Genomic DNA, 23994 nt, shown 5'->3' with positions numbered 1-23994 from the left:
CGGTCTCCTTGTGCCGTCCGGCAAGGATGTGGTGCCTCGCATCGGCGGCTGATCGATGAATCCCGGCGCTGGAAGGTGCCCACCCACCATCTACGTCAACGACAACTTCGGCGAGTGGCGATCCACCACGGTTAGATCGTCGAAACATCGCTCGCCGTCCTCGCGCCGATCTGGTCGAACTTCTCCGGCCGAGAGCGGGCTCCTGCTTCGTCGTCAAGGCGCGGCACTCGATCTTCCACGAAACGCCGCTGTCCTACTGCTGTCCTCAATAAATGTCGACCACGCGATTGATTTCTGCGGCCAGGTCGCCGAACAGTGCGTGCTCTGCTCCCCTCTGGACGCCCCTATCCGGCACCTGCGGGTGGCCGTGCCCGCGATGCCGTCGCTCACATCCACTCGGGCCTGGCCGACGCCGCGCTCCGGATGGTGGAACGGAACATGAACGTTGCCATTCGAAGCGCCGCCTTGGTCGGATTCCGACTTCTGTTGCCTCTCGGCCGTGATGGTTTCCATTCAGGGCCTGTCACCGCCCACGAACTACTCCGGGTGGCTGCCGCTTGGGGCCCGGCTCAGGTCGACGACGCAGAACGCGTTTTCGTCCGGGTCGTTGAGGACGACGAAGTCCGGCGCAGGCGGGTAGTCCCATGCGATCCTGTTGGCGCCCAGCGCGATCAGGTGCTGCACGGCTGCGGTCTGCTCAGATGTGGTGTCCACCAGCAGGTCGAGGTGGATCCGCGGGCGAGTGGGCGCCGGAGACTCACTGAGCATCAGCGCCAGGGCCCGGCCGGAACCGTCCGCGTGGTCCAGCGTCCGCCACGTCTCGCTCTGCCACTCCGTGGTGGCCACGAGATCCAGAGCCGATGTCCAGAAAGCCACGGCACGCGGGATATCCGTCACGCCGATCACGGGGAAACCCAGCCTGAGCACGAGAACACTCCTCCTTCGGTGGTCGGCACAGAGCGCGCTGAGGCTGGTTGATCAGGGCCAGTCGTGCTCAGGCGTCCGGGGTGAGGCAGGTGAGAGCCGGTCGGCGACGCGGCTGCGAGATCGGCCCTGCCGGCCCCGGCCGCTCGCGCCGCCTCATTCAGGCCACGTTCCCGGGAAGCGAACCGCCTAAGCACTCCGTGGAGCAACGCCAACGCCCGCCACCACGACGTCCTGGCCGGCGAACGTAAGGAAGGCGCGCATCCGCTGTGAGAAGGGCGTCCGCTGGGGTGAACGCCCTCTCAAGACCACGGTTTGATCCAACCGGCGAACCTGTCCGATCACAGCACCAGCGTCAGGCGAGCGAGCCGAGCTCTACGGTGACGACGTCCGAGAGGCGTTGCGCGGTGGCGAAGTCGGGAGTGAGGCGGTTCTTGGTGACCGCCATCGAGGTCCCCGTGGCGGGGTTGGCGTACGCGTAGCTGCCCCCTCCGCCGGGCCAGCCGAACGTGGTCGGTGCCTCGTCCACTGGGGCGCCGACGCGGCCGAGCGGGTAGCCCAGGGCCAGCCGGGCGGGGTTGCCGAAGACCTGGTCGGTTCCCTCGAAGGCGACCGCCGACACCTCCGCCAACTGGTCCGCGGCGATCAACCGGCCATCCAGGATCGCCGCGTACACGGTCGCGATCCCCCGGGCGGTGAAGGTGCCCACGGATGGGATGTCGGCCTGGAGGAAGTCGGAGCTGTTGCCCATCAACGCCCGGGGTTGCCGTTCCCACGGTGCCAGGATGCTGTCGTGCTCCGCCGGTTCGGCCGGATGCGGCTCGGCGTCCTCCAGCCGGGCGAGCCGAGTGAGCGCGGTAGGAGGCACGCCGAAGTACAGCTCACCGACGATCCCGAGGGGCGCGGCGACCCAGTCGTGCAACAGTTGCCGCACCGGCTGTCCAGTGACCCGGTGCGCGATCTCGCCGACGAGGAAGCCGAAGGTGAAGGAGTGGTAGCCGGTCTGAGTGCCGGGTCGCCATCGCGGTTCCGCCCCGGCGATCGCCTGGCAGACCCGTGGCCAGTCGGCCAGGTCGGTGGGGCCGAGTCCGCCGGGCATCGCCGGCACTCCCGCCGTGTGCGTCAGCACCTGTCGCAGGGTGACGGTCTCCTTGCCGTGCACCCCGAACTCCGGCCACACCTCCGCCACCGGTGTGTCGTAGCCGACCAGGCCGTTCCTGACCAGCAGGTGGGCGATCAACGCGACCACGCCCTTGGCGGTGGAGAAGCTGAAGAACAAGGTCTCCGGGGTCACCGGCCGTTCGGTCGTGCCGTCGGCAACGCCGGCGACGGCATCGACGACCCGATGACCCCGGTGGTGGACGGCGACCTGCATGCCGGTCTCGGCCCCGGAAGCGACCAGTTCGTCCATGACGGCCTGGACCCGGCGCTGGAGGGTCATCAGAGTTCACCGCGGAGCACGGCTTGGCCGGTGTCGGCGTCGAAGGGCACCGACGCGTGCTCGTGAACGATCGTCCAGGCGCCGCCCTGTCGACGGAGGCAGCTTGTCGCGCGTACCCACATGCCGACCTCGGTGCCGTCCCGCATCGTGCCGCTGATCCGGACCAGGAAGTGGCAGAACGCGAGATCGGCTCCGGCGGTGATTTCCAGGTCGCGGATCTCATGTCCGATCCCGGTGCGGTACGACGCGATCCACTTTTCCAACCGGTCGGCCGGGTCCTCGCCGCGGCGTACGAACGGGCCGACGGCGTCGTACAGCACGAGGTCGTCCGCGCAGCCGGCGGCTGCGGTGGCGGCGTCCCGGCGGCCGAACGCCCGGGTGCGGGTCTCCAGCAGCTCGCGGATCTGCCGGTCGTTGTCCGCCGTCATCGCTGTGCCACCTGACGGCCGAGGGCGTCCAGCCAGTCGCCGGTACCCTGCTCTCGCCACTCGGGCTGTTCCTTGTCGTCCAGGAAGGTGCCCTGTTCGGTCAGGACCAAGCGGGTCCCGTCGCCGTCGCGGGCGAACCCCACCGTGGTCAGCGATACGGTCGACAGGACCTCGTCGGTGAACAGGGCCGTGGTGTAGATGATGCGCTCATCGGGGACGATGTCGTGGTACTCGCTCTTCGCGACAAGGGCGACCCCGTCGCCGCCGTGCACGGCCTCGGTGCCGCCGACCCGGAAGTCCAGCGAGTAGCGGCCGTCCTCGGCCGCGAACCACTTTGCCTTCGTGTCGCGGTCGGACCAGGCCGCGAAGACCGCGGCGGGCGAAGCGTCGTAGGTCCGCTCCAGCGTGAACGTGGTGTGTTTCACCGGGTGGTCGGTCATGATCCTTACTCCTTCGACTGGTCCTCGAGGACCGCGCCGAGGCGGTCCAGGCGGTGCTCCCACGCCGTGCGCCGGCGTTCCAGCCACGCCTCGGCGTTACGAAGGCCGGCCGGATTGATCTGGCAGGTGCGGACCCGTCCGACCTTCTCCGACTGCACGAGCTCGCTGTTCTGCAGCACCCGTAGGTGCTGGATCGTCGCGGCGACGGTCACACCGAGCTGGGCCGCCAGCTCGCTCACGGTGGCCGGGCCGCGGGTCAGGCGCTCGATCACCGCCCGTCGGTTCGCGTCCGCGAGCGCGTGGAACACCCGGTCCGCCACCTCCGCCTCATGCTTAAGCATGTACTTAACTGTAGCCATCAGGCCCGCAAAGTCAAGTAGAGACTTAAGTTTCTGGTCCGACCGGTGGCGGGCGCCTACCAACGGGATGACGTAGCCCGACAGCCTGCCGACCAGTGCGCAAGATGCGCCGAAATCCTGCCGAGTGCACATGCCGACCACGGCGTGCCGACACCGACAACACGGTGAATCTTCAAGGTCACAGCACTAGGCGTCCGCGTGGATGAGCTCATAGCGGAGCATCAGCGTCTGCAGAGCGAGCGAGATGACGCCTCGAGCCAGGTCAAGTCCTGACCGAACAGCTCAGTGAGGTTCAGGACGATCTGGTCAGCGTGCGGCGGACCCTCCTGTGGAAGGGTAAGTGGGCACGGTCGAGCCCGTTCGCACACTTCTTTCACACATTCGGAAAGCGGTTCCGCGAGGGAGCCGTCACCACCGGCGGTGGGGTCAGCGGCCCGCAGCTGGGCCTGCCGAAATCTGAGGGGCAGGCCGGCCGCCGTAGTGTTGTCGCCCGAGGCGTGTGTGGCAAGACGTTTCCGGACTGTGGGGATCGGCTAAACGTTCCGCATGGTGCGATTCGGATACACGATGATGACGGAGCAGGCAGGCCCGCGCGCGCTCGTGGAGCATGTGGTCGGTGCTGAGCGGGCCGGGTTCGATTTCTCCGTGACCTCCGACCACTACTTTCCCTGGCTTGCCTCTCAGGGGCACTCCCCTTATGCCTGGAGTGTTCTGGGAGCGGCTGCTCAGGCCACCTCACGTATTCCTCTGATGACCTATGTGACCTGCCCGACCAAGCGGTATCACCCGGCTGTGATCGCGCAGAAGGCCGCGACGATGCAGTTGCTGTCCGAAGGCCGGTTCCGTCTCGGGCTGGGATCGGGCGAGCAGCTCAACGAGCATGTGGTGGGCGGCGGCTGGCCTTCCGCGCGGACCAGGATCGAAATGCTCGAGGAGGCGGTCGGCATCATCCGGGCCCTGTTCGCCGGGGACGTCGTGAACCACGAGGGCGCCCACTTCGAGGTGGACAACGCCAAGCTGTGGGACCTCCCGGACGAGCCGCCGCCCCTCGGCATCGCGGTCTCGGGGGAGCGCTCCTGCTCGCTCGCCGGCCGACTGGCCGATCTGGTGATCGCGACCGAGCCCAAAGGAGAACTGCTTGAGGCTTTCGACGCGAACGGCGGCAGGGGAAAGCCGAAGGTCGGCCAGCTTCCGGTCTGCTACGACACGGACAGGGACGCGGCCGTCGCCCGGGCGCACGAGCAGTTCCGCTGGTCCGTGGGGCCGTGGCCGGTGAACTCGGAACTGCCGCACCCTACGGCGTTCGCCGGAGCCACCAGCCATGTGCGCCCGGAGGACATCGCCGAGGCCATCCCGTGCGGCAGCGACCCGCAACTGTTCGTCGAAGCTGTGAAGCCGTACATCGAGGCGGGCTTCACCGAGATCGCACTGGTCCAGATCGGCGGCGAGCATCAGGAGCCCTTCCTCGACTGGTCGCAGAAGACGCTGCTGCCCTCCCTGCGCGCTCTCTGAGACGCCGGCGATCGCCGACGGCCGACGGCCGTCAGCCGGGCCAAGCCCAGTCGGCCACACCCCTGCCCGCTCACGGATCCAGGCGTGATGGCGGGTGAGTACGTCCGGCATGGCCTGCTGTCGTGTGTGACGGCTCCGGCGCGGAGTCCCGGCACACGGTCGATGGCGTTCACCACCAGCCGGTAGCGATCGAAGTCGTTACGGACCGCGACGTTGAACGGTGTAGTGGTCGTCTGGCTCATACGGTGGCCCCTCCCGCCCTCCTTTCTCACAGGTGCCGGCGGGGCCTGTGGGGGGACCTGGTGGAGACCAAGATCGGGCACAGGAGAAAGACAATCCGGTCAGTCCGCGAAGGACGTGGTCCGACTCGCTCACAAGCGGTGAGTAGGGATTCGTGGCCACTTCGGTCGACGTAACAACCAGGGTGTCGGGAACAGGGTTCTCCTGGGCAGTGCACAGGTCGCTGCCCACTGCGGCCCGTAACGGGAGAGTGAGGCACACAGTGGCACGCGCGGCGCTTTTCGATGTGGACGGCACCCTGGCCGATACGAACTACCTGCACGTCACGAGCTGGTGGCAGGCGCTGCGCGGCGCCGGCCACCAGGTGGCCATGTCGGACATCCACCGGGCGATCGGGCTCGGTGCCGGTGATCTCATCGCCCAGTTGCTCGGCGACGACCGGGACAAAGACCGGGACGACGAGATCAGCGCCGCACACAGCACTCTGTACGGCACATACTTCGGTCGGCTGACTCCCTTTGACTCTGCCGCCGACCTACTGCGGGTACTGGCGGACCGGGGCTGGACGAACATCCTCGCCTCGTCCGCGTCCGGACCGGAACTCGATGCTCTGCGCCGGGCGATCGACGCGGACGACGTCATCGCCGGAACCGCGAGCGCGGACGACGTGCCGCGGGGCAAACCGGCGCCCGACCCCGTGCGTGCCGCGCTGGACCTGGCCGGGGTGCCCGCTGAGCGCGCGGTGTTCGTCGGGGACGCCGTGTGGGACATGGAAGCGGCGTCGAGAGCGGGCGTACCGAGCATCGCGGTCCTGTCCGGCGGAATCCCGCGCGACGCGCTCGAAGCCGCCGGGGCGGATGAAGTGTACGAGAACGTTGGCGACTTCCTGGCCCGGCTGGACAACAGCCTTCTCGCACGCCTGGGTTGACATGCGCGGGTGATGGCGGTTTCCGGTTCTCGCCGGGAAGCCGTCAAGGTGGCCGGGACGGTGTCGCTGGCTCTCGTGCCGCCTTGGACCGGATCCGCCGCGTCGGCCTCGACGGCGACGCGCACGCTGCGCACCGTCCCGTCGACCGCGTTGGGGACCACCATGCCGGCGTCGATGGCCGCCGTAGTCACCGGATACCCACCGCCAAGGTCTCCGCGCTGCACACCCTCGTTTACGACCCGCTGTGACGTGCACGCTGTATGCGAGCACGGATGTCCGATCGACTTCTCGGCGGGGGCGTGCTGGGGTCTTCCGGTATGTCGGTCCGTGCGCGGTGTTCATGGACGAGTCGGACCGCTGTCGCGCCCTCTCCCGCAGCGGAGGTCACCCGTTTGACGGACCCGCTCCTGACATCGCCGGCCGCGAAAACACCTGGGAGTGTGGTTTCGAGCAGCTGCGGTCTGCGGCCGAGTGGCAGCCAGGTCTTCTCGTCGGCGACGGATTCGGCGTCGCTGCCGGTGAGGACGAACCCTTGCGAGTCCAGGGCGATCGTGTCCTGGAGCCACTGGGTGTGCGGCCGGGTCCCGATGAAGACGAAGAGGGCGCGGGCCGCCAACTCCCGTCGCCGACCGGTCCTGTTGTCCTCGATGTTCAGCGACCGCAGGACGTCGGCCCCGTGGACCTGTCGTACTTCGGTGTGCGTCAGGATCTCTACCTTCGGGTGCCGCTCCAACTGGTCCACCAGATAGCGGGACATGTCCTTGCCGAGGTCGCCGCTCCGGACCAACAGGTACACCTCGGGCGCGTGGCCGGCGAGGAAGAGCGCCGCCTGCCCGGCGGAGTTGCCGCCGCCGACCACGGCCACGGGGTCGTCACGGCAGAGGTTGGCCTCGTGGAGTGTGGCGGCGTAGTGGATACTGATCCCTTCCAGCCCCCCGATGCCGTCGGCTTCGAGCTTGCGGTAGCGCACTCCTGCGGCCACCACCACCGTGTCCGTCGCGGTCTCGGAGCCGTCCGCGAAACTGACGGTGTAGTGTCCGTCACGCTGTTCGAGACCGGTGGCCTCGGCGGGAACGGTGATCCGTGCGCCGAATTTGCGGGCCTGGAGCACGGATCGTTCGATCAGTTCGCCGCCGGATATTCCGGAGGGGAAGCCGAGATAGTTCTCGATCCGAGAGGACATGCCGGCCTGGCCGCCCGTGGCCGTTGCGTCAACAGCGACGGTGAGCAGGCCGTCGGATGCGCCGTATACGGCGGTGGCGAGTCCGGCCGGTCCCGTGCCGATCACCAGCAGGTCACATGTGAGGTCGGTCAGCCGGGAGTGCGGGAGTCCGATGAGGCTGGCGAGGTCGGCGGGGCTGGGGTGTCGGAGTACCTTTCGTCCATTCCAGATGACGACGGGGGTCTCATCGGGGCGGATACCGAACCGGTGCAGCACCTCCTCCGCCTCCTGGTCCTTCTCCAGGTCTGTCCATCGGTGGGGCAGCCGGTTCCGTGCGGCGAACTCGCGCAGCCGCAGTGTGTCGGGCGAGTAGGCCGAGCCCAGAATCCGGAAGCCCGCGCCGAGCCCTATGAGCAGGGAGCGGCGGCCGAGGTAGGCGCGCAGCACGAGGTCTCCGAGGACCGGATCGCGTGCGACCAGATCGCGTTGGCGCTCCAGGGGTACGGCGAGGACGGCGCCCGGTTTCGCCACGACTGCGGTGTCGAAGGCCACCTGTCCTTCGAGCAGGCCCAGTTCGCCCAGGAATCGGCCGGGTCCATGCCTGGCTATGACGCGTTCTTCGGGGCCGCCGTAGTCATGAATGATCTCGACCGTCCCGCTGAGGACGACGATGAACTCCTTGCACGGTTCTCCCTCCCTGAGCAGCACGTCGCCCTCCCTGGTCACGCGCCGTTCACCGTCCCGGACGAGGGTGGCAATCTGCAGCGCGGTCAGCCGGGGATGGGCGCCGTGCGGGTCGAGGGTCTCGCCGGCCGGCGGGCGCGGGTGTCCGGTGTCGGTGTTCATCAGGCCGGCGCCTCCTGCCGCGCGAGGGTATTCTCCACCCATTCGCGCAGTACGGACGCGGGCGCGGCGCCCGACCGGCGGTCCAGTTCCTCCCTATGGTCGAGAAGGATCAGGGTGGGCACGGCCCGTACCTGGAAGCGCTGGGCGGTGCGCGGTGCCTGGTCGACGTCGACCTTCACGAGCTTGACCTGTCCCGCCAGTTCGCGGGCAACCTGTTCCAGTGCGGGGCTCACCAGACGGCAGGGCCCGCACCAGGTGGCCCATAGATCGATGAGGACCAACGGGGTGGCGTTCTCCGCGATCTCCCCGAAGTCGGCGTCCCCGGCGTCGACGATCCAGGGCAGTGCCACCCCGCAGTTGCCACAGCGTGGGCGGCCCTCGGCCGCCGGCGGTACGCGGTTCGTGTGGTGGCAGGTTTCGCAGACAGTGATTCCGCTCGTCTCATTCCGGTTGGCGGTCATTTGGCTCACGCGGCCTTTCGGTGCCCGGTCGGCTCCGACCCGAAGGTCACCACCAGTTCGCCGTTCCGCGCGTCGATCCGGATCGTGGCGCCTTCGTCCACGTCGCCGCGTATCAGGGCCCGTCCGACGAGCGTCTCGACCTCGTGGGAGATGTAACGGCGCAGCGGGCGTGCTCCGTAGACCGGGTCGAAGCCCTGCCGGGCGATGAGTTCGCGGGCCGCGTCGGTGAGTTCGACGCTGTTCCGGCGTTCCGCCAGACGTCGGCGCAGATCGTTGAACTGGAGGTCCACGATGCGCTCGATCTGGGCCGTGCCCAGAGGCTTGAAGAGCACGATGTCGTCGACGCGGTTGAGAAACTCGGGTCGGAAATGGCTCCGCAGCTCACCCATCACCAGCGCACGCGCGTCGGGCTTGATCTCGCCGGCGCCGGTCACCGCGTCGAGCAGATGCCCGGAGCCGGTGTTCGAGGTCATGATGACGACGGTGTTGCGGAAGTCGACGGTGCGGCCCTGGGCGTCGGTGATGCGGCCGTCGTCGAGTACTTGCAGCAGCGTGTTGAACACGTCGGAGTGCGCCTTCTCGACCTCGTCGAAGAGCACGACGGAGTACGGCTTGCGCCGTACCGACTCGGTGAGCTGGCCGCCCTCCTCGTACCCGACATAACCGGGTGGCGCTCCGACCAGCCTGCTGACGGTGTGCCGCTCCTGGTACTCGCTCATGTCGAGGCGGATCATGCTCTCCTCGCTGTCGAACAGCGCCGCGGCGAGTGTTTTCGCCAGCTCGGTCTTCCCGACGCCGGTGGGGCCGAGGAAGATGAACGAGCCGATGGGGCGCCTCGGGTCGCGGATGCCCGAGCGGGCCCGGATGATGGCGTCGGTGACCAGGGCGACCGCCTCGTCCTGGCCGATCACCCGCTCGGTGAGGATCTCGTCCAGGCGCAGCAGCTTCTCGCGCTCGCCCTCCTGGAGGCGCGTGACGGGGATGCCGGTCCAGGCCGCGACGATCTCGGAGATCTCGTCCTCCGTGACGACCTCGTGCAGCAGCCGGTTCTCGCCCTGCTTGGCGGCGAGTGCGTCCTCCTCCGCCGTGAGACGGCGCTCCAGCTCGGTCAGGGTGCCGTAGCGCAGCTCGGCGGCCCGGTTGAGGTCGTACGAACGCTCCGCCTCCTCGGCCTCCTGCCGGACGCGTTCCTGCTCTTGACGCAGTTCCTGTACGCGCCGGATGGCCTGACGCTCCGCCTCCCACTGGGCGTGCATGGCATCGGACTCGGCCCGCAGGTCGGCCAGTTCGCGGCGCAGTTCCTCCAGGCGTTCGAGGCTGGCCGGTGCGTCCTCCTTGGCGAGGGCGGCCTCCTCGATCTCCAGACGGGTCACCCGCCGGGTGATCTCGTCCAGTTCGGCCGGCATGGAGTCGATCTCCGTACGGAGCCGCGCGCATGCCTCGTCGACCAGGTCGATGGCCTTGTCCGGCAGGAACCGGTCGGAGATGTAGCGGTGGCTGAGGGTCGCGGCGGCGACCAGCGCGGTGTCCTGGATCCTCACGCCGTGGAAGATCTCCAGGCGTTCGCGCAGACCCCGCAGGATGGACACGGTGTCCTCCACGCTCGGTTCGTCCACCAGGACCTGTTGGAAGCGGCGTTCGAGGGCGGCGTCGGACTCGACGTGCTTGCGGTACTCGTCCAGGGTGGTGGCGCCGATCATGTGCAGTTCCCCACGGGCGAGCATGGGCTTGAGCATGTTCCCCGCGTCCATCGCGCCCTCGGGTCCGCCGCCCGCTCCGACGACGGTGTGCAGTTCGTCGATGAACAGGAGGATGCGTCCGCCGGCGGCCTTGACCTCGCCCAGTACCGCTTGCAGTCGTTCTTCGAATTCGCCCCGGTACTTGGCTCCCGCCACCAGCGAGCTCATGTCGAGGGAAAAGATTGTCCGGTCACGGAGCCCGTCGGGCACGTCACCGCGGACGATCCGTTGTGCGAGACCTTCCACGATGGCTGTCTTGCCGACACCGGGGTCACCGATCAGCACCGGGTTGTTCTTGGTCTTGCGGCTGAGTATCTGGATGACGCGCCGGATCTCGGCGTCCCTGCCGATCACCGGATCCGTCGTGCCCTCGCTCGCCTCGGCCACCAGGTCCCGGCCGTACTTCTCCAGCGCCTCGTACGAGGACTCGGGTGTCGCCGAGGTCACGCGCTGGTTCCCGCGGACGCTGGTTAGCGCGGACAGGAACGCGTCCTTGGTGAACCCGCTCTCCTTGAGCAGACGCCCCGCCGCGCTCATGGAGCCCTCGTCTGCTAGGGCGAGAACCAGGTGCTCGACGGACACGTACTCGTCCTTGAGCCGCTTGGCCTCCTGCTCGGCCGCGTCCAGCAGCCGGCCCAGCCGCTGGGTGACGTACACCTGGCCCGGGGTGGCTCCGGGGCCGGTCACCTTCGGCCTGCGCGCCAGTTCCCGGGTCAGTGCGGTGTGCAACTCCGGGGTGTCGGTGCCCGCTTGGTCGAACAGGCGCGGGATCAGCCCGTCCGGCTGGTCGAGGAGGGCGAGCAGCAGGTGTTCGCCGTCGACCTCGGTCTGGTCCAGCCTGCCCGCGATGGTCTGTGCTTCCCCGAGGGCTTCCTGCGACTTCTGGGTGAGCCGGTTCATATCCACGATTCGTCACTCCTTGATCCGGCGTTGCCGCGCCTCAGCTCGGCCTCCAGCTCGTTGATCCGGTCGAGCAGATCGAGTACCAGGCCGAGCGACGCGTAGTTGAGGGAGAGTCCGGCCCGTAGCCGCTGGGCGCGGGCGAGGGTCGCCGGAGCGGTCGGTTCGAACCAGAGCTGGCCCCTCGTGTCGCGCCGGGCCTGGACGAGGCCGAGTGCGGCGAACCGCCGGACGAGATCCGGATGGAGTCCCGAGCGGCGCGCGACCCCCTCGACGCTGAGCCGGCGCACGGGAACAAGGGCGTGATGGCGGACGGCGGCGGTGAGGCTGCGGTGGGGCGCCGTCGCTACGGGACGGCGGTCGCCGTGGTCCGGGCCGGTCGCGGCGGGCCGCGGGTCCTCGGTCATCGTGACCTCCTAGGGTCGAAGGTGGAAACGGCGGCCAACTCCTCGAAGAGCTCACGCTCCCGTTCGCCTGGATCCGGCGGCACCATGATGCGGATCTCCGCGTAGAGGTCGCCGTCGGCCCCCCGCGGGTTGGGCATGCCCTCGCCCCTCAGCCGCAGCCGCCGGCCGCTGGACGAGCCGCCCGGGACGGTGACCTTGGCGCCGCCGCTGGGTGTAGGGACCAGTACGCTCGCGCCGAGCGCCGCCTCCCAGGGCGTGACCGGAAGCGATACGTGGATGTCCCGGCCCTCCAGCCGGAATCGTGCGTCGGGCTTGATCCGTACGCGCAGGTAGAGGTCGCCCGGCGGGGCGCCGCCGCTGCCCCGCGCGCCCTCCCCGGCCAGCCGGACGCGCTGCCCGTCGGTGACCCCCCGCGGTACATCGACGTCATAGGCCCGCGGACCGGTGGGCCCGGCGAGGGTGAGGGAGCGACGGACGCCGTGATAAGCCTCCTCCACGGTGAGTTCGATCCCTGCCTCTTGATCGGCGCCGGGGACCTGCCCCCAGTCGGCGCCAGCGCTCCCACCACGGCCACCCCGCCCGAACATCCCGCCGAACAGGTCCTCGAAGTCGACACCGGCGTCCCCGAAGCCCTCACCGCCGCCCCTCCTGAACCGGACCCGGCCGCCGGCGTCGCCCGTACTCCATCCGGACGGGCCGCCGCCCCGGGCACCCGCCCCGGCGGTCACCCGCTCGTCGTAGTCCTCGGGAACGCGGCGGAAATCCTCACCGAACCGGTCGTAGCGCCGTCGCGTGTCGGGGTCGGACAGTGCGCCGTACGCCTCGTTGATCTCCTTGAAGCGCTCTTCCGCCTCCGGGTCCTTGTTGGTGTCGGGGTGGAATCTGCGGGCCAGATTCCGGAATGCCTGCTGGATCTCCTCGGGGCCCGCGTCGCGCCGAATCCCGAGCACGTCGTAGTAGTCCCGTGCCATGGGCCGTCACTCCTGCGGCTTGTTGACCATCACGGATGCGGGGCGCAACTGATTCCCGGGCTCGCCGTAGCCGGGACGCACCACCTGGACCACGGTGTTCGGCTCGGTATCCGGGTCGTCGACTACACCGAGGACCTCGTGTCTGGCGGGGTCGAAGGGCACCTTGGTCTCGTCGTCCCGGGGATACCCGAGCTGCCGGAGCACCTCGACCGCCTGGTCGCGTACGGCCTCCACACCCTTCACGACCGGGGACGGGTCGGGCCCCGCGTGCCCGAGGGCCAGCTCCAGGTTGTCGACGACCGGCAGCCAGGTGGCGGCGGTACGGGCGCGTTCGACGCCCCGTTCGCGGGCCAGATCCCTCGCGTGACGCTTGCGCTGGTTGTCGAGATCCGCGAGGGCGCGGCGCCAGCGATCTCGCAGCTCCTCGGTTTCCGCAGCACGCTCGTCGGAGGCATCGTTCTTCACGGTACGGTCCGGCGCGGCGCGACCGTCGCCGTCGGGCTTCCCGGGGGACGGGGCGCCTGCCTGTTCTTCCTGAGGTCCTTCTCGAGATTCTTCCCGGTGTGTCGTCGGCCGGCGCTCGGTGGACATCACGACACCTCAGCTCTTGTCGAATTCCGCGTCGATCACGTCGTCGGATCCGCCCTGTCCGCTCACCTCGCCCTCGGGACCTGCCTGCCCCTGAGGCCCTGGCCCCGCACCCGCCTGATGAGTGGCCAGTGAGGCGTACACCTGCTGGAGTTCGGAGATCAGCTGCCTGACCCTGTCGAGCGGCGCCTCACCTTTCACGGCTTCCCTGGCGTCGTGCGTCAGCATGTCCGCGCGTGCCTTCTCGTGCGTCGGCACGCTGTCACCCAGCTCCGTCAGCTGCCGTTCGACCTGGTAGGCCGCCGCGTCCAGCTCGTTGCGGGCGTCGACGGCCTCACGCAGTGCTTGGTCCTCGCCTCGGTGGCTCTCGGCCTCCTGGATCATCCGCTCGACCTCGCCCTGGTCGAGGTTGGATCCCTCGCTGATGGTGATCCCCTGCTCGGCGCCGGTGTCCTTGTCGCGCGCCGTGACGTTCAGGATGCCGTTCGCGTCGACGTCGAAGGTGACCTCGACCTGCGGCTCGCCACGGGGCGCCGGTCGGATGTCGGTGAGCTGGAACCGGCCGAGGACCCGGTTGTCCGCGGCGAGCTCACGCTCTCCTTGGAGGACTACGACGTCCACGGCGGGCTGGTTGTCCTCGGCCGTGGAGAAGGTCTCCGTACGGCGGACGGGGATCGTGGTGTTCCGCTCGATGATCTTGGTCATGACGCCGCCGCGGGTCTCCACACCGAGTGACAGCGGGATCACGTCGAGCAGCAGGACATCCTTGACGTCTCCCTTGAGTACCCCGGCCTGGATCGCGGCGCCCAGGGCCACGACCTCGTCGGGGTTCACGCTCATGTTCGGCTCCTTGCCGCCCGTCAGCCGCCGGACCAGGTTCTGCACCGCGGGAATACGGGTGGAACCGCCCACGAGAATGACCTCGTCGATGTCGTTCGCGCTGATCTTGGCGTCGGCCATCGCCTGCTGGACGGGTTCCATCGTCCGCTCCACCAGGTCGGCGGTGATCTGCTCGAACGTGGACCGCATGACGGTCTCGGTGAGGTGCTTCGGCCCGGAGGCGTCAGCCGTGATGAACGGCAGGCTGACCTGCGTCTGGCTGACCGAACTCAGCTCGGTCTTCGCCTTCTCCGCCGCCTCGAACAGCCGTTGCAGCGCCTGCGGATCCTTGCGCAGGTCGATGCCGTTCTCCTTCTGGAACGTGTCCGCGAGCCGGTCGACCAGGCGCCGGTCGAAGTCGTCGCCGCCCAGGTGGCTGTCACCGGCGGTCGACCGCACCTCCACCACCCCGTCACCCACGTCGAGCAGGCTCACGTCGAAGGTGCCGCCACCGAGGTCGAACACCAGCACCGTCTCGTGCTCCTTCTTGTCGAGCCCGTAGGCGAGTGCCGCCGCCGTCGGCTCGTTGATGATGCGTAGCACCTCCAGGCCCGCGATGCGTCCCGCGTCCTTCGTCGCGGTGCGCTGGGCGTCGTTGAAGTACGCGGGCACGGTGATGACCGCCTCCGTCACCCGCTCACCCAGCTGCTTGCCGGCGTCGTCCACAAGCTTGCGCAGCACCAGCGCGCTGATCTCCTCCGGCGCGTACTGCTTGTCGCGCACCGAGAAGCGCGCATTCCCCTGGTCGTCGGCGACCACGTCGAAGCCGACGGCCCTGGCCTCGTCGGATATCTCGTCGTTACGGCGGCCGATGAATCGCTTGGCCGAGTAGATCGTTCCCTTGGGGTTGAGGATCGCCTGGCGCCGGGCGAGCTGGCCGACCAGCCGTTCTCCGGAATCGGTGAATCCGACCACCGACGGGGTGGTGCGACTGCCCTCCGAATTGGGAAGGACGGTCGCCTCACCACCCTCCCAGGCGGCGATCACCGAGTTGGTGGTCCCGAGGTCGATACCGACTGCCTTAGCCATGACTGCTCCTTCGTCGAAGGCCGCGGAGGTGTGAGGCCGCGGAGGTGTACGGACGTGTCCGCGCGCGTGGAACGTCGATATCGCAGTGCTGCCAGTGTCGTCGCCGGGCGCGCCCGAATCCTGGGCCCGCGAGGGCCAAATCCGGGGGCGCTGCCGGTCTGTCAGTACGAGACCGGCGGACCCGGCCCCGTACTGCGGCGAAACGGGCCCGGCCCTTACTGCGGGGCACTGCTGCGAAGGCGACGTGCCCGTATGTGGGTGACTCTGGATGTGGGGCTGTTGCCAGCGAAAAGCCCCGGGAGTCCATGATGACCAAGACCCGGCCCTCGAACGCGGTTACCCGTCCCGTGCGGACGGACCACGACCGCGAGCACCTGGCCCACCTCTACAGCCTTTCGGAACTCGCGATGATCATGAATGACGGTCAGGACGAGAGCGGCATCCTGAGGCTGGCACTTGGCGCGGTGAGCACGCTCGGCCCCTGCCGGGCCGAGGCGGGCTACCTCTCGTACGACGGCACCTCGACCACCCGCACACCGACCGATTGGCCGGGCCAGGGGCCGCACCTCGACGCACAGGTCAGGGACCTGAACAGCCGTGGAGGGCCAGTCACGGTGCCAGGCCGTGGCTGGGCCTGGGCATACGCCCTCCCCGGCAGGGCGGGCGCCCTCGGCCATCTGGTGATCAGCGCACCCACCCGCCCCACCGGCGCCGAGCGTTTCCTGACGCATGTCCTGACCCAGCAGACCGCGGCTGCGCTGGCGAACGCCGTGGCCCGGCGCAGGGCACGCGATCATGCCCGGGAGCTGCGGAGGGTCGACGAGGACCATGCGGCGGTCAACACCCGGCTGACGGCCTCCGTGGCCGAGCTGGAGTACCGGCTCTCCGTCCACGAGGCGCTCAGCGAGGCGTCCACGGCAGCCGACGCGGTTGCAGCCATCGCGGACGCCGTCCACCGGCTCACCGGCCACCCCGTAGTCATCGACGACCGCTTCGGAAATCGGCGGGCGTGGGCGGGCCCCGGCCACGCCGACTTCCACACGAAGCCCGACGAGGCACGGCACGAGTCACTGCTGCGCGAGACAGCCCAGCGGCCACAGCCCGCACGGATCGGCGAGCGGCTCGTCGCGCTGGCGAGACACCAGGGCGAGCTTCTCGGTTCGCTGACCCTGATCGACCCCCGGGGTATGGCGGGAGAACGGGCAGAATTCGCACTCGACCACGGGTGCACCGCACTGACCCTGGCGCTGGCCCACCTGCGGAACCTCGCCGAGGTCGAGCTGAGGCTGCGCCGGGGACTGGTCGACGATCTGCTCGCCGGTACAGACAACGAGAGCGCCTACGCCAGGGCAGCAGCCGTCGGCCTTGACCTGCACGGCCCTCTTTACCTGGCCGCGCTGCGCTGGGAGGGCACGGCGGTCGACGACGCGTTTGTCCGGGCGGCCGACCGTGCGGCCACCGGTCTGGGGATACGTTCCCTGCAGACCAGGCGTCCGGAACTGGCCGTTCTGGTCCTCAAGGGACGTCCGCGGCCGGATTCCCTCCACCGGGCCATGGTCCGCGAACTGGGTTCCCCCACCGGTTCAATCGGCGTGGGCGGCCGGTGCGACACCCCGGACGAGATCCCCCGCTCGTTCCAGGAGGCGCTGCGGGCGCTGGAGGTCCGCCAGGTTTCGGGGGCGCCCCATGGCACGACCGCCTTCGACGAACTCGGCCTCTTCCGCATCCTCGGCAGCATCGGCGACCACCAGGAGGTCGAGCACTTCGTCCGCGAATGGCTCGGCCCGCTGCTGGACTACGACTCCGCGCACCGCACCGACCTGGTCGGAACGCTCTCCCAGTACTTCGAGTACGGCGGCAACTACGACCGCACGGCCGCCGCCCTGACCATCCACCGCAGCACCCTGCGCTACCGTCTCCAACGCATCCGCGAAGTAGGCGGCCAAGACCTGACGAACGTCGACACCCGCCTGAACCTGCACATAGCCACCCGGGTATGGAACGTACTGAACGGTCCGCCATGACCTCTCCCCCGGGCCTCCCGCGTGGATGATGCCCGCGGGCGACATTTCGGCGGTAGCTCCAATCACACGTACACCCGATGGCCCGCCTGCCGCCGCTGCGTCCTGGAGAAACGAGACCAGGCCACCAACCCAGACAGCAGAGGGGGCCGCAAAGAGGGGATGTTCCGTCGATCGGACAGGACCTGACCACTACAGGCACCTACATCGAAATGGCCTCCCGGGTGCCCAAACCGATCCTCCTACGCCTTTCCGGCCTGGCAATACGCAACCGTGTCAAACGCTGACACCAGCGGGGCGCGGAAGCGGCTCTTACGGGCTCAAGCCCCGCACCCTGCGCGCCTACTTCAAGGAAGTGCCCCAGGACGTGGGCGAGGGCCGGGCTACGACGCGCACCTGAACAGGCACCTTGTTGTCCCGCTTAAGGCTTCCGCCTCCAGCGGGGACGGCCTGCAGCACAGAAACCTTCCGGGGGATGCCGCCTGGACGGTGGAGCCCGACGACGCGTCAGGCAGCCTCGCGACGGGCATCTGAGTCGTCCCATCACGACGGATGTGGTCGAGTTCCGCTTCAATGTATAGCGGGTGACTTAGCACCACGTCACTGATCTGGCAAACATGCAGGTCATAAAGGGTCCGACCTTCCGGGGTCGGGCCCTTAGTTATTTCCCGTGCTGGATAGGTGCTGGATGACCTGATCTCTCGTCACCTGTCATCACCCCTCGTCATCCGTACCGTGCTGGATTGGTGCTGGAATCCTGGCGTGGCTTTGGAGGGCCCTGCGGCGGCAGCCATGCGGAAGGGGTAAGTGGGCTCGGTCAAGCTGTCCATGCACACACTTCTTTCACGGCCGAAAAGCCGTTCGCGGAAACAAACCTGTGCCTGCTCGGTGTTGATGCTCTCTGAGCCGAAGAGGGGGAGGTGTCGGATCTGAAGCTGTTCCACACGACGACGGGCGGTGTGACTGAGGTCGCGCCGCGTCTTGCTGAGGTCGAGGCGGATGTGCAGGGTTTCGTCGAGGCGCACATGGAGACGTTGCTGGGTGTTCGTTTCCTGGCGAGTGAGTACGGCACGGGGCCGGTCCACGGGGGCCGGATCGATTCGCTCGGGCTGGACGAGAACGGGTCGCCGGTCATCGTGGAGTACAAGCGCGGCATCGACGCCGGGGTCATCAACCAGGGCTTGTTCTACCTGTCGTGGCTGATGGATCACCGGGCGGAGTTCGAGCACCTGGTCCGCGATCGGCTCGGGACCAAGGCCGCGGCCCAGGTGCTCTGGAGCGGACCGCGCCTGATCTGCATCGCCGGCGGCTTCACGCGTTACGACGTGCACGCTGTGCGCCAGCACCGGAGGTCGATCGACCTGGTCCGCTACCGGTTCTTCGGCAGCGACCTGATCGGTCTTGAGACCGTTGCCTCCGTCAGCAGCCGCATGCGCGTGACCCGCCGGGCGCGCCGGCAGACTGTCGCACAGGCGGCAGCCGTCGTGCAGGGTGCGTCGATGGCCGAGCTGGCGCACGCCGTCGATGAGGTGCTGCTCGGTCTCGGGGACGGCGTGAACCGCATCCAGCGCAAGCAGTACCGGGCGTATCAGCGCCTGCGGAACTTCGCCTGCCTGTGCCCGCCGCAGCGGAGCAAGCTCCTGGTCTATCTCAAGGCCGATCCGAAGGAGGTCGACCTGGTTCCCGGGTTCACCCGGGACGTGACGGGGCTCGGCCACCACGGGACGGGCGATTTGGAGGTGCAGCTCCGCACGCCGAGAGACGTGGAGCGCGCGCAGGATCTGTTCCGGGCGAGCTACGCAGCCGCATGATCGCCCTACGGCACCCTGGCCGTGAGAGTTTCGCGGTTGGTTGGTGGTCCTTGGGCGGTGCCTTTCGACGCAGGGGGAGGTCGTGGCGGTGGACTGCCAATGATGCGCGGGATCGCCGGTTTGGCTGACCGGCGCCCCACGCTATGTTCCGCCGCCTCCATGCGGGGACGCCTGTCCGAAGGATCGCGCGAGTGCCGTGCGTTCGAGCCGGTCCTGTGCGTCGGACGCGAGGCGGACGACCCCGTGGTGGTGCTCGGCGCGCACTACGGTGCGGGTGTCGTTCTGCATATCCGCAACCAGCCGCCGGAAGATTCCATGGAGCTGGAACGGGGCATAGAGGCTGCGGACTGTGGGCTGGACAAGGTGGCGGGTGCTCCAGGTCTCTGCTCCGGTCAACTTACGTGGGTGTGGCCGGGCAGGGCCCTGACATTGGGTGCCAGGGGCCTGCTGTCTCGGGCGCGCTCACAGCACCGCGCTGACATTTCGTCATCGCACTCGGCCGGGCGCACCCGTCCTGCCTCAGCTCATGGCCCGCCGGCGGGGTTCAGGCGGGTTTGTAGGCGACGTAGCCCCACTGCTGGGTGTCCGTGCCGGGGCCGGACTCGTCGGGGTGCCAGCGGTTGATCGGGCCGAGGCCGGGGGCGGGGATGGTTAGGCCGTCGGCCATGGCGAGCATGGTCTCGGTGCTGCTGGCCACATACGGCTGGGTGCCGGAGTCGGCGTAGGAGCGGGTCATCGCGTCGACCTCCGGTGAGGAGAGCGTCGTGCACATCACCAGGGCGCTGCCCGGGGCGAGGCGGGACATGTAGTCCCGTACCAGGGCGACGGCTTCGGCGGGGTCGGTGACGTGCCCGATCACCGACATCAGCATCAGCACGACGGGCTGGTCCAGGTCCAGGGTGCGGGCGGCCTCAGCGATGACGGTGGCGGGGTCGTTGAGGTCGGAGTCGACGTAGTCGGTCTCGCCTTCGGCGGTGCTGGTGAGCAGGGCGCGGGCGTGCGCGAGGACGATGGGGTCGTTGTCGACGTAGACGATCCGGGCGTCCGGGGCGGCGCGCTGCGCCACTTCGTGGGTGTTGTCGGCCGTGGGCAGGCCGGTGCCGACGTCGAGGAATTGCCGGTAGCCCTCCTCGGCGGCGAGGTGCCGCACGGTGCGTCCGAGGAAGGCACGGGTGGACAGGGCGAGGTCGACCACCGTGGGAAACTCGCGTTTCATCTGCTCGCCGAGTTCCCGGTCGGCCGGGAAGTTGTCCTTGCCCCCCAGCAGGTAGTTCCAGAACCGGGCGGAGTGCGGCTTGTGGGGTTGGAGGTCGGCGTCCAGGTTTGCCGGGTTCAGCGGTCGGTCGGCCATTAGCGCGGAGCCTCTCTGAAGGGTGTCGGCAGGGGGGTGGTAGGTGGTGGGGTGAGGGCCGCAATCTCGTCCATCGCCCCGAGGTAGGTGTGTACGACGTCGAAATCCTCGGTGATGGGGGACACGCCACGGGGGTGCAGGTTCGGGGCGATCAGCCGGTCCTCCAGCAGCGGATGGGCGTAGCGCAGGATTGATACCGGCCCGGACAACAGCAGCGGGTGCCCTCCGGCAGCCGTGGGGATCACCTGGACGGTGATCCCGCTGCCGCGGTGGCGGGTGTAGTGTCCGAGGAAGTTCATCTGCTCGGTCATGGCCGAGGGCCCGCCGACAGGACGCTGGAGGACCACTTCCTCGATCAGCGCCCACAGCCGCACCGGCCGCACCGGGCGCCGCAGGGTATGTTCCTGGCGTTCGCGCAGGAGCCGCAGCAGCCGGTCCAGTTCCTCACCGGTCGCCCGGGGGTAACGCAGCTGCAGGAGGGCGCGGGCGTATCCGGGGGTCTGGAGCAGCTCCGGGACGACGCCGGGGGAGTAGACGCGGATCAGGTCCGCCGCGGACTCCAGGTCGATCACCCCGGCCAGGTACTCGGGCAGGACATCACGCCACGGGTGCCACCAGCCGGGCTCCTTGGCCTCCTCCAGTGCCCGGAGTACCCTTTCGGCCTCCTCCTTGGGGGCGTTGTAGAGGTGCAGCAGTCTGCTGACGGTGTCCTGGTTCGGCACGGTGTGCGCCCGCTCCAGGCGGCTGAGGGTGATCCTGTGTACCCCGAGGGAGACTGCGGCGGCCTCCAGGGTGACACCTGCGGTTTCGCGGCGGGCTCGAAGGTCTGCTCCGAGCAGGCGCAGGGCCGCGGTGGGGCCGGATCGGGGCCGTGACACAGACTCGGTGACCTCACTTCGGTGTGGGCGGGGGCATGACCACCATGCCCTGTTCCCCATGATGGCGCGCTCTGTGCGATTGCACAGCGCAAGTGGCGTGTCGATGGCCGATGGGACCGAAAGCATGGCCCGGGCAGGCCGGTTACCGCAGGTCGGCCGTTCAACGGTTCTCCCCGGTCGGGTCCGGCTTGCCAAGCCGACCCCGGCCCTTATCCCGCCTGGCGGGTCTCGGGACCGACAACGTGTCCGGTGCTTCTCCCACTGGCCGTCGTCCTCGATGAACGAGGCGAACAGCGCCTGGTGAGCGTCGGCGGTGACGAGGGCGGGCGCTTCCACAGATCCGGCGTCTGATCGCCCGTGGACCGGTTGGAGACGGCTGGGACAGCGATCAGCTGGGAGTGCTCCAGGTTGGTCGCGAATTCCTTGCGCTGGGGCGTCCATTCGTCGCCGCCGCCTCGCCACGCGGCGGCGAGGGGAACCTTGTGGTCGCCGTCGGCTTTGCTCGCGGAGGTGAGGGTCTTGCCGTCGTACTCACTGGACCAAGTCCCCTGTACGGCACGGCACTGGTCGTCTTGGACGAGGTTCTGCCCGTCCTGGTGCAGCAGACCTCGCGGGTGACGCGCCGCGACTCCTGCGCCGCCCAGCGCCTTCTTTGAACTGCTGCGCTACGCATGGTTTCTGGTGGCGTACCGCACTCACTACGGTGATCGCTTCTTCGGTCCCGCGGGTGAACCTTGCGGCCAGCCGGGTGAGTTGGTGTGCGGTTGTCTGCGCGCGGGCCTCTCACGCCGCTACAACCCATTGCCATGATCAAGAAATGGATGCGTGGCCTGGTCGCGCTCGCCTTCGTAGTGCCGCTGTTCGCCACCGCTCCGGCCGCTCACGCTGTCAGTACTCGACAGGCCGCGCCCGAAATCTCTGTGCGGGCGCCGTTGCCGCTGTCCGAGGCGATTGACCGTATCCCGGTCGCTGATGAGCGCCGTGAGGGCTACAAGCGGGACTTGTACAAGCACTGGAACAGGGGCCTGGAGGCCGGCGACGGATGCGACACACGCAAGGAGGTGATCCTCTCCGAGGCCGTCGCCGCCCCTCAGGTTGCCACCGGGTGCAAGCTCGTCGGCGGATCCTGGCACAGCGCCTACGACAACATCGTGGTGACGGACGCGTCGCACCTCGATGTCGACCACTTCGTTCCGCTCGTCGAGGTCCATGCCTCTGAGCCGAAGCCGTGGAGCGCCCCCCGCCGCGAGGCGTACGCGAATGACCAGGGCAGCCCGGACACACTGATCGCGGTCTCCGCAGCCTCTAACCGGTCCAAGGGCTACCGCGACCCGGCGGAGTGGCTGCCTTCGGACAGCTCGTACCACTGCACCTACGCCGCCACCTGGGTGGGAACGAAGCTGCGATGGGAATTGACTGCGGACGAGACCGAGCAGCAGGCGCTGCTCAGGCTCGCGCAGAAGTGCCCCGGCACAACGGTCGTCTACGAGCGCGCCGCGTAACCGGGCGGCTCGTCAGAGGTCTGTGCTGTACGACAAAGTCCCCTTGAATTCACCCGCCGATCGAGGGGCGTCGTCGTTCAACGGCTTGATCGCCGCTCAAGATGGGCGCGGCCACGCAGCCTCATCAACTAAGTTCGCGGTGAGTCGAGTTATTGAAGCGCGCGTCCAGGACGTGCCCTGACGAATGATCACAGGGCCCGCCCCGCCGTGTTGTGATGCGCGAGCCAGTGTGGCCGGGCGACGGCGGCGAGGAAAAGCGCCCGCAGGCCGGGGCACCCGTTTCCGCAGGTCGATTCTGCGTCGACCAGACGTGTCTGCGTCCCTCGACTTCGTAGAGCCAGCTTTCGAACTGGCCGTAGGGTCGCACTTGTCGGGAGAGCTGGACGCCGGGATCAAAGTCCGGGGCCTATGCAGGGACGAGTCTTCCTCGTGAAATCGGCATGCGGTTCACCCCCGACTTCCCGTACCTGCACCTGTCCCAGGGGTGCACGCTCACAAACCGGATTGTGTGCAGGGTTGCCTGCGCCGCTCTCGCCTTTCCCCGCTTCTTGACGCGACACCCGCTCGCGCCTTCGAGAGGGCGTTCACCGACCGCCCTGCCGATCAGGGACGAGTCCCGTACTGGCGGCACGTTCCTCAACGAGGCGTTACTGGACGCCAGGCGGCGGTCGGTTCGCCGTTTGGGTCCAGACCGTAAGGCCAGTGCCATCGGAACGTCCTTGGCCAGGAATCGACCCCGGCATCGGCGGCTTGATGGAGCAATGCGTTGGCTCTCTCGTCGTCTCCGGCCCTTTCCCGCAACGTGGCGAGTCTGAATACGGCGTTGGCGTGGCCGGCGGTGGCAGCTTGTTGGAGGAGGGCTTCGGCTCCCTCGGGGTCTCCGGCCTCGACGCGCATGTCGGCGAGTCGGATCAGTGCGTCGGTGTGGCCGGCGTTGGCGACTTGTTGGAGGAGGGCTTCGGCGCCTTCCCGGTACCCGGCATCCTTCCGCATGTCGGCGAGTCGGATCAGTGCGTCGGTGCTGCCGGCGTCGGCGGCCCGCCAGAGCAGGGCCCCCAAGCCTTCCCATCCAGCCATAATCCGGTTCACGGCGTACGCCGTCAGGGCGTTGGCGTGGCCGGCGTCGGCCGTTTGCTGGAGGAGGGCTTCGGCGCCGTCTTGGTCTCCGGCCTCGACG

At 68.5% G+C, this 23994-nt stretch carries 20 protein-coding genes and 1 pseudogene; 5 read left to right on the top strand and 16 right to left on the bottom strand.

The annotated features are described in order from the left end of the window. Nucleotides 1–537: 537 nt before the first annotated feature. From ACFYNU_RS26605 to ACFYNU_RS26585, 5 genes are all read right to left on the bottom strand, one after another. Nucleotides 538–927, bottom strand: coding sequence for a VOC family protein (locus tag ACFYNU_RS26605; RefSeq protein WP_356593635.1), 390 nt, complete (start codon nt 925–927; stop codon nt 538–540). A gap of 352 nt (nt 928–1279) precedes the next feature. Continuing rightward, a complete protein-coding gene (locus ACFYNU_RS26600; RefSeq protein WP_356593637.1) occupies nt 1280–2365 on the bottom strand; it encodes a serine hydrolase domain-containing protein in 1086 nt (361 codons plus the stop codon). Then, nucleotides 2365–2793, bottom strand: coding sequence for a nuclear transport factor 2 family protein (locus ACFYNU_RS26595; RefSeq protein WP_356593639.1), 429 nt, complete (start codon nt 2791–2793; stop codon nt 2365–2367). Before ACFYNU_RS26595 ends, ACFYNU_RS26600 begins: the two co-directional genes overlap by 1 nt. Then, nucleotides 2790–3233 carry an SRPBCC domain-containing protein gene (locus ACFYNU_RS26590; RefSeq protein WP_356593641.1) on the bottom strand — a complete coding sequence of 148 codons (444 nt, stop codon included), beginning with the start codon at nt 3231–3233 and terminating at the stop codon, nt 2790–2792. The genes ACFYNU_RS26595 and ACFYNU_RS26590 overlap by 4 nt, the downstream gene beginning before the upstream one ends. A gap of 5 nt (nt 3234–3238) precedes the next feature. Continuing rightward, nucleotides 3239–3574, bottom strand: coding sequence for a metalloregulator ArsR/SmtB family transcription factor (locus tag ACFYNU_RS26585; RefSeq protein ID WP_356593643.1), 336 nt, complete (start codon nt 3572–3574; stop codon nt 3239–3241). Between the two features lie 564 nt (nt 3575–4138). On the opposite strand from ACFYNU_RS26585, the gene ACFYNU_RS26580 reads away from it, so the two are divergent. After that, on the top strand, nt 4139–5104 hold the full coding sequence (locus tag ACFYNU_RS26580) for an LLM class F420-dependent oxidoreductase (protein WP_356593645.1): 966 nt from the start codon (nt 4139–4141) through the stop codon (nt 5102–5104). Here ACFYNU_RS26580 and ACFYNU_RS26575 read toward each other — a convergent pair. After that, the gene (locus ACFYNU_RS26575; RefSeq protein WP_388767399.1) at nt 5044–5346 is read right to left on the bottom strand and encodes a hypothetical protein; all 303 of its coding nucleotides are present in this window, start codon (nt 5344–5346) and stop codon (nt 5044–5046) included. The two genes, ACFYNU_RS26580 and ACFYNU_RS26575, sit on opposite strands and share 61 nt — an antisense overlap. A gap of 260 nt (nt 5347–5606) precedes the next feature. Between ACFYNU_RS26575 and ACFYNU_RS26570 the strand changes: the two genes are divergently transcribed. Next, a complete protein-coding gene (locus ACFYNU_RS26570; protein WP_356593647.1) occupies nt 5607–6272 on the top strand; it encodes an HAD family hydrolase in 666 nt (221 codons plus the stop codon). 232 nt (nt 6273–6504) lie between these two features. On the opposite strand, the gene ACFYNU_RS26565 is transcribed toward ACFYNU_RS26570, so the two are convergent. The 7 genes from ACFYNU_RS26565 to dnaK are packed head-to-tail and all read right to left on the bottom strand — an operon-like array spanning nt 6505 to nt 15254. Beyond that, a complete protein-coding gene (locus ACFYNU_RS26565; RefSeq protein ID WP_356593649.1) occupies nt 6505–8280 on the bottom strand; it encodes an FAD-dependent oxidoreductase in 1776 nt (591 codons plus the stop codon). Then, entirely contained in the window at nt 8280–8741 is a 462-nt protein-coding gene (gene trxA / locus ACFYNU_RS26560) for a thioredoxin (protein ID WP_356593651.1), read from the bottom strand. The genes ACFYNU_RS26565 and trxA overlap by 1 nt, the downstream gene beginning before the upstream one ends. Before the next feature lie 5 nt (nt 8742–8746). Then, nucleotides 8747–11386 carry an ATP-dependent chaperone ClpB gene (clpB, locus tag ACFYNU_RS26555; RefSeq protein WP_356593653.1) on the bottom strand — a complete coding sequence of 880 codons (2640 nt, stop codon included), beginning with the start codon at nt 11384–11386 and terminating at the stop codon, nt 8747–8749. Further along, on the bottom strand, nt 11377–11787 hold the full coding sequence (locus ACFYNU_RS26550) for a chaperone modulator CbpM (protein WP_356593655.1): 411 nt from the start codon (nt 11785–11787) through the stop codon (nt 11377–11379). Before ACFYNU_RS26550 ends, clpB begins: the two co-directional genes overlap by 10 nt. Continuing rightward, on the bottom strand, nt 11784–12758 hold the full coding sequence (locus ACFYNU_RS26545; protein WP_356593657.1) for a J domain-containing protein: 975 nt from the start codon (nt 12756–12758) through the stop codon (nt 11784–11786). The genes ACFYNU_RS26550 and ACFYNU_RS26545 overlap by 4 nt, the downstream gene beginning before the upstream one ends. A 6-nt stretch (nt 12759–12764) precedes the next feature. After that, complete coding sequence (locus ACFYNU_RS26540; protein WP_388767395.1) at nt 12765–13349, bottom strand: nucleotide exchange factor GrpE; 585 nt, start codon at nt 13347–13349, stop codon at nt 12765–12767. A gap of 9 nt (nt 13350–13358) precedes the next feature. Then, complete coding sequence (gene dnaK / locus ACFYNU_RS26535; RefSeq protein ID WP_356593659.1) at nt 13359–15254, bottom strand: molecular chaperone DnaK; 1896 nt, start codon at nt 15252–15254, stop codon at nt 13359–13361. Nucleotides 15255–15562: 308 nt separating this feature from the next. Here dnaK and ACFYNU_RS26530 point away from each other — a divergent pair, with 308 nt between their 5' ends. Together ACFYNU_RS26530 and ACFYNU_RS26525 are read left to right on the top strand one after the other, a co-directional pair. After that, nucleotides 15563–17278: a helix-turn-helix domain-containing protein gene (locus ACFYNU_RS26530; RefSeq protein WP_356593661.1), complete on the top strand. Its 1716-nt coding sequence runs from the start codon at nt 15563–15565 to the stop codon at nt 17276–17278. A 917-nt stretch (nt 17279–18195) separates the two neighbouring features. Next, nucleotides 18196–19086, top strand: a complete 891-nt coding sequence (locus tag ACFYNU_RS26525) for a DUF5655 domain-containing protein (protein ID WP_356593663.1) — start codon at nt 18196–18198, stop codon at nt 19084–19086. A 544-nt stretch (nt 19087–19630) separates the two neighbouring features. On the opposite strand, the gene ACFYNU_RS26520 is transcribed toward ACFYNU_RS26525, so the two are convergent. Both ACFYNU_RS26520 and ACFYNU_RS26515 read right to left on the bottom strand, forming a co-directional pair. Continuing rightward, entirely contained in the window at nt 19631–20437 is an 807-nt protein-coding gene (locus tag ACFYNU_RS26520; protein WP_356593665.1) for an SAM-dependent methyltransferase, read from the bottom strand. Continuing rightward, nucleotides 20437–21375: a Scr1 family TA system antitoxin-like transcriptional regulator gene (locus tag ACFYNU_RS26515; protein WP_388767392.1), complete on the bottom strand. Its 939-nt coding sequence runs from the start codon at nt 21373–21375 to the stop codon at nt 20437–20439. The genes ACFYNU_RS26520 and ACFYNU_RS26515 overlap by 1 nt, the downstream gene beginning before the upstream one ends. A 746-nt stretch (nt 21376–22121) precedes the next feature. Here ACFYNU_RS26515 and ACFYNU_RS26510 point away from each other — a divergent pair. After that, nucleotides 22122–22817, top strand: coding sequence for a DUF1524 domain-containing protein (locus tag ACFYNU_RS26510; protein ID WP_356593669.1), 696 nt, complete (start codon nt 22122–22124; stop codon nt 22815–22817). Between the two features lie 636 nt (nt 22818–23453). On the opposite strand, the pseudogene ACFYNU_RS26505 reads toward ACFYNU_RS26510, so the two are convergent. Next, nucleotides 23454–23994 (bottom strand): annotated as a pseudogene (locus ACFYNU_RS26505) (hypothetical protein); the annotation flags it as partial.

Source organism: Streptomyces sp. NPDC006643, from assembly GCF_042870175.1.
Classification (GTDB): domain Bacteria; phylum Actinomycetota; class Actinomycetes; order Streptomycetales; family Streptomycetaceae; genus Streptomyces.
Note: the sequence above shows the minus strand (reverse complement) of the source record. Positions and strands in the feature narration are given on the sequence as shown.

Excerpts from the sequence above, each read along its gene's own strand:
- ACFYNU_RS26590 (WP_356593641.1), bottom strand. The coding sequence starts at position 3,233 with ATGACCGACCACCCGGTGAAACACACCACGTTCACGCTGGAGCGGACC.
- ACFYNU_RS26600 (WP_356593637.1), bottom strand. The coding sequence starts at position 2,365 with ATGACCCTCCAGCGCCGGGTCCAGGCCGTCATGGACGAACTGGTCGCT.
- ACFYNU_RS26515 (WP_388767392.1), bottom strand. The coding sequence starts at position 21,375 with ATGGGGAACAGGGCATGGTGGTCATGCCCCCGCCCACACCGAAGTGAG.
- ACFYNU_RS26580 (WP_356593645.1), top strand. The coding sequence starts at position 4,139 with ATGGTGCGATTCGGATACACGATGATGACGGAGCAGGCAGGCCCGCGC.
- ACFYNU_RS26550 (WP_356593655.1), bottom strand. The coding sequence starts at position 11,787 with ATGACCGAGGACCCGCGGCCCGCCGCGACCGGCCCGGACCACGGCGAC.
- ACFYNU_RS26565 (WP_356593649.1), bottom strand. The coding sequence starts at position 8,280 with ATGAACACCGACACCGGACACCCGCGCCCGCCGGCCGGCGAGACCCTC.
- dnaK (WP_356593659.1), bottom strand. The coding sequence starts at position 15,254 with ATGGCTAAGGCAGTCGGTATCGACCTCGGGACCACCAACTCGGTGATC.
- ACFYNU_RS26545 (WP_356593657.1), bottom strand. The coding sequence starts at position 12,758 with ATGGCACGGGACTACTACGACGTGCTCGGGATTCGGCGCGACGCGGGC.
- ACFYNU_RS26595 (WP_356593639.1), bottom strand. The coding sequence starts at position 2,793 with ATGACGGCGGACAACGACCGGCAGATCCGCGAGCTGCTGGAGACCCGC.
- ACFYNU_RS26520 (WP_356593665.1), bottom strand. The coding sequence starts at position 20,437 with ATGGCCGACCGACCGCTGAACCCGGCAAACCTGGACGCCGACCTCCAA.
- ACFYNU_RS26530 (WP_356593661.1), top strand. The coding sequence starts at position 15,563 with ATGACCAAGACCCGGCCCTCGAACGCGGTTACCCGTCCCGTGCGGACG.
- ACFYNU_RS26540 (WP_388767395.1), bottom strand. The coding sequence starts at position 13,349 with ATGTCCACCGAGCGCCGGCCGACGACACACCGGGAAGAATCTCGAGAA.
- ACFYNU_RS26585 (WP_356593643.1), bottom strand. The coding sequence starts at position 3,574 with ATGCTTAAGCATGAGGCGGAGGTGGCGGACCGGGTGTTCCACGCGCTC.
- trxA (WP_356593651.1), bottom strand. The coding sequence starts at position 8,741 with ATGACCGCCAACCGGAATGAGACGAGCGGAATCACTGTCTGCGAAACC.
- ACFYNU_RS26510 (WP_356593669.1), top strand. The coding sequence starts at position 22,122 with ATGATCAAGAAATGGATGCGTGGCCTGGTCGCGCTCGCCTTCGTAGTG.
- ACFYNU_RS26575 (WP_388767399.1), bottom strand. The coding sequence starts at position 5,346 with ATGAGCCAGACGACCACTACACCGTTCAACGTCGCGGTCCGTAACGAC.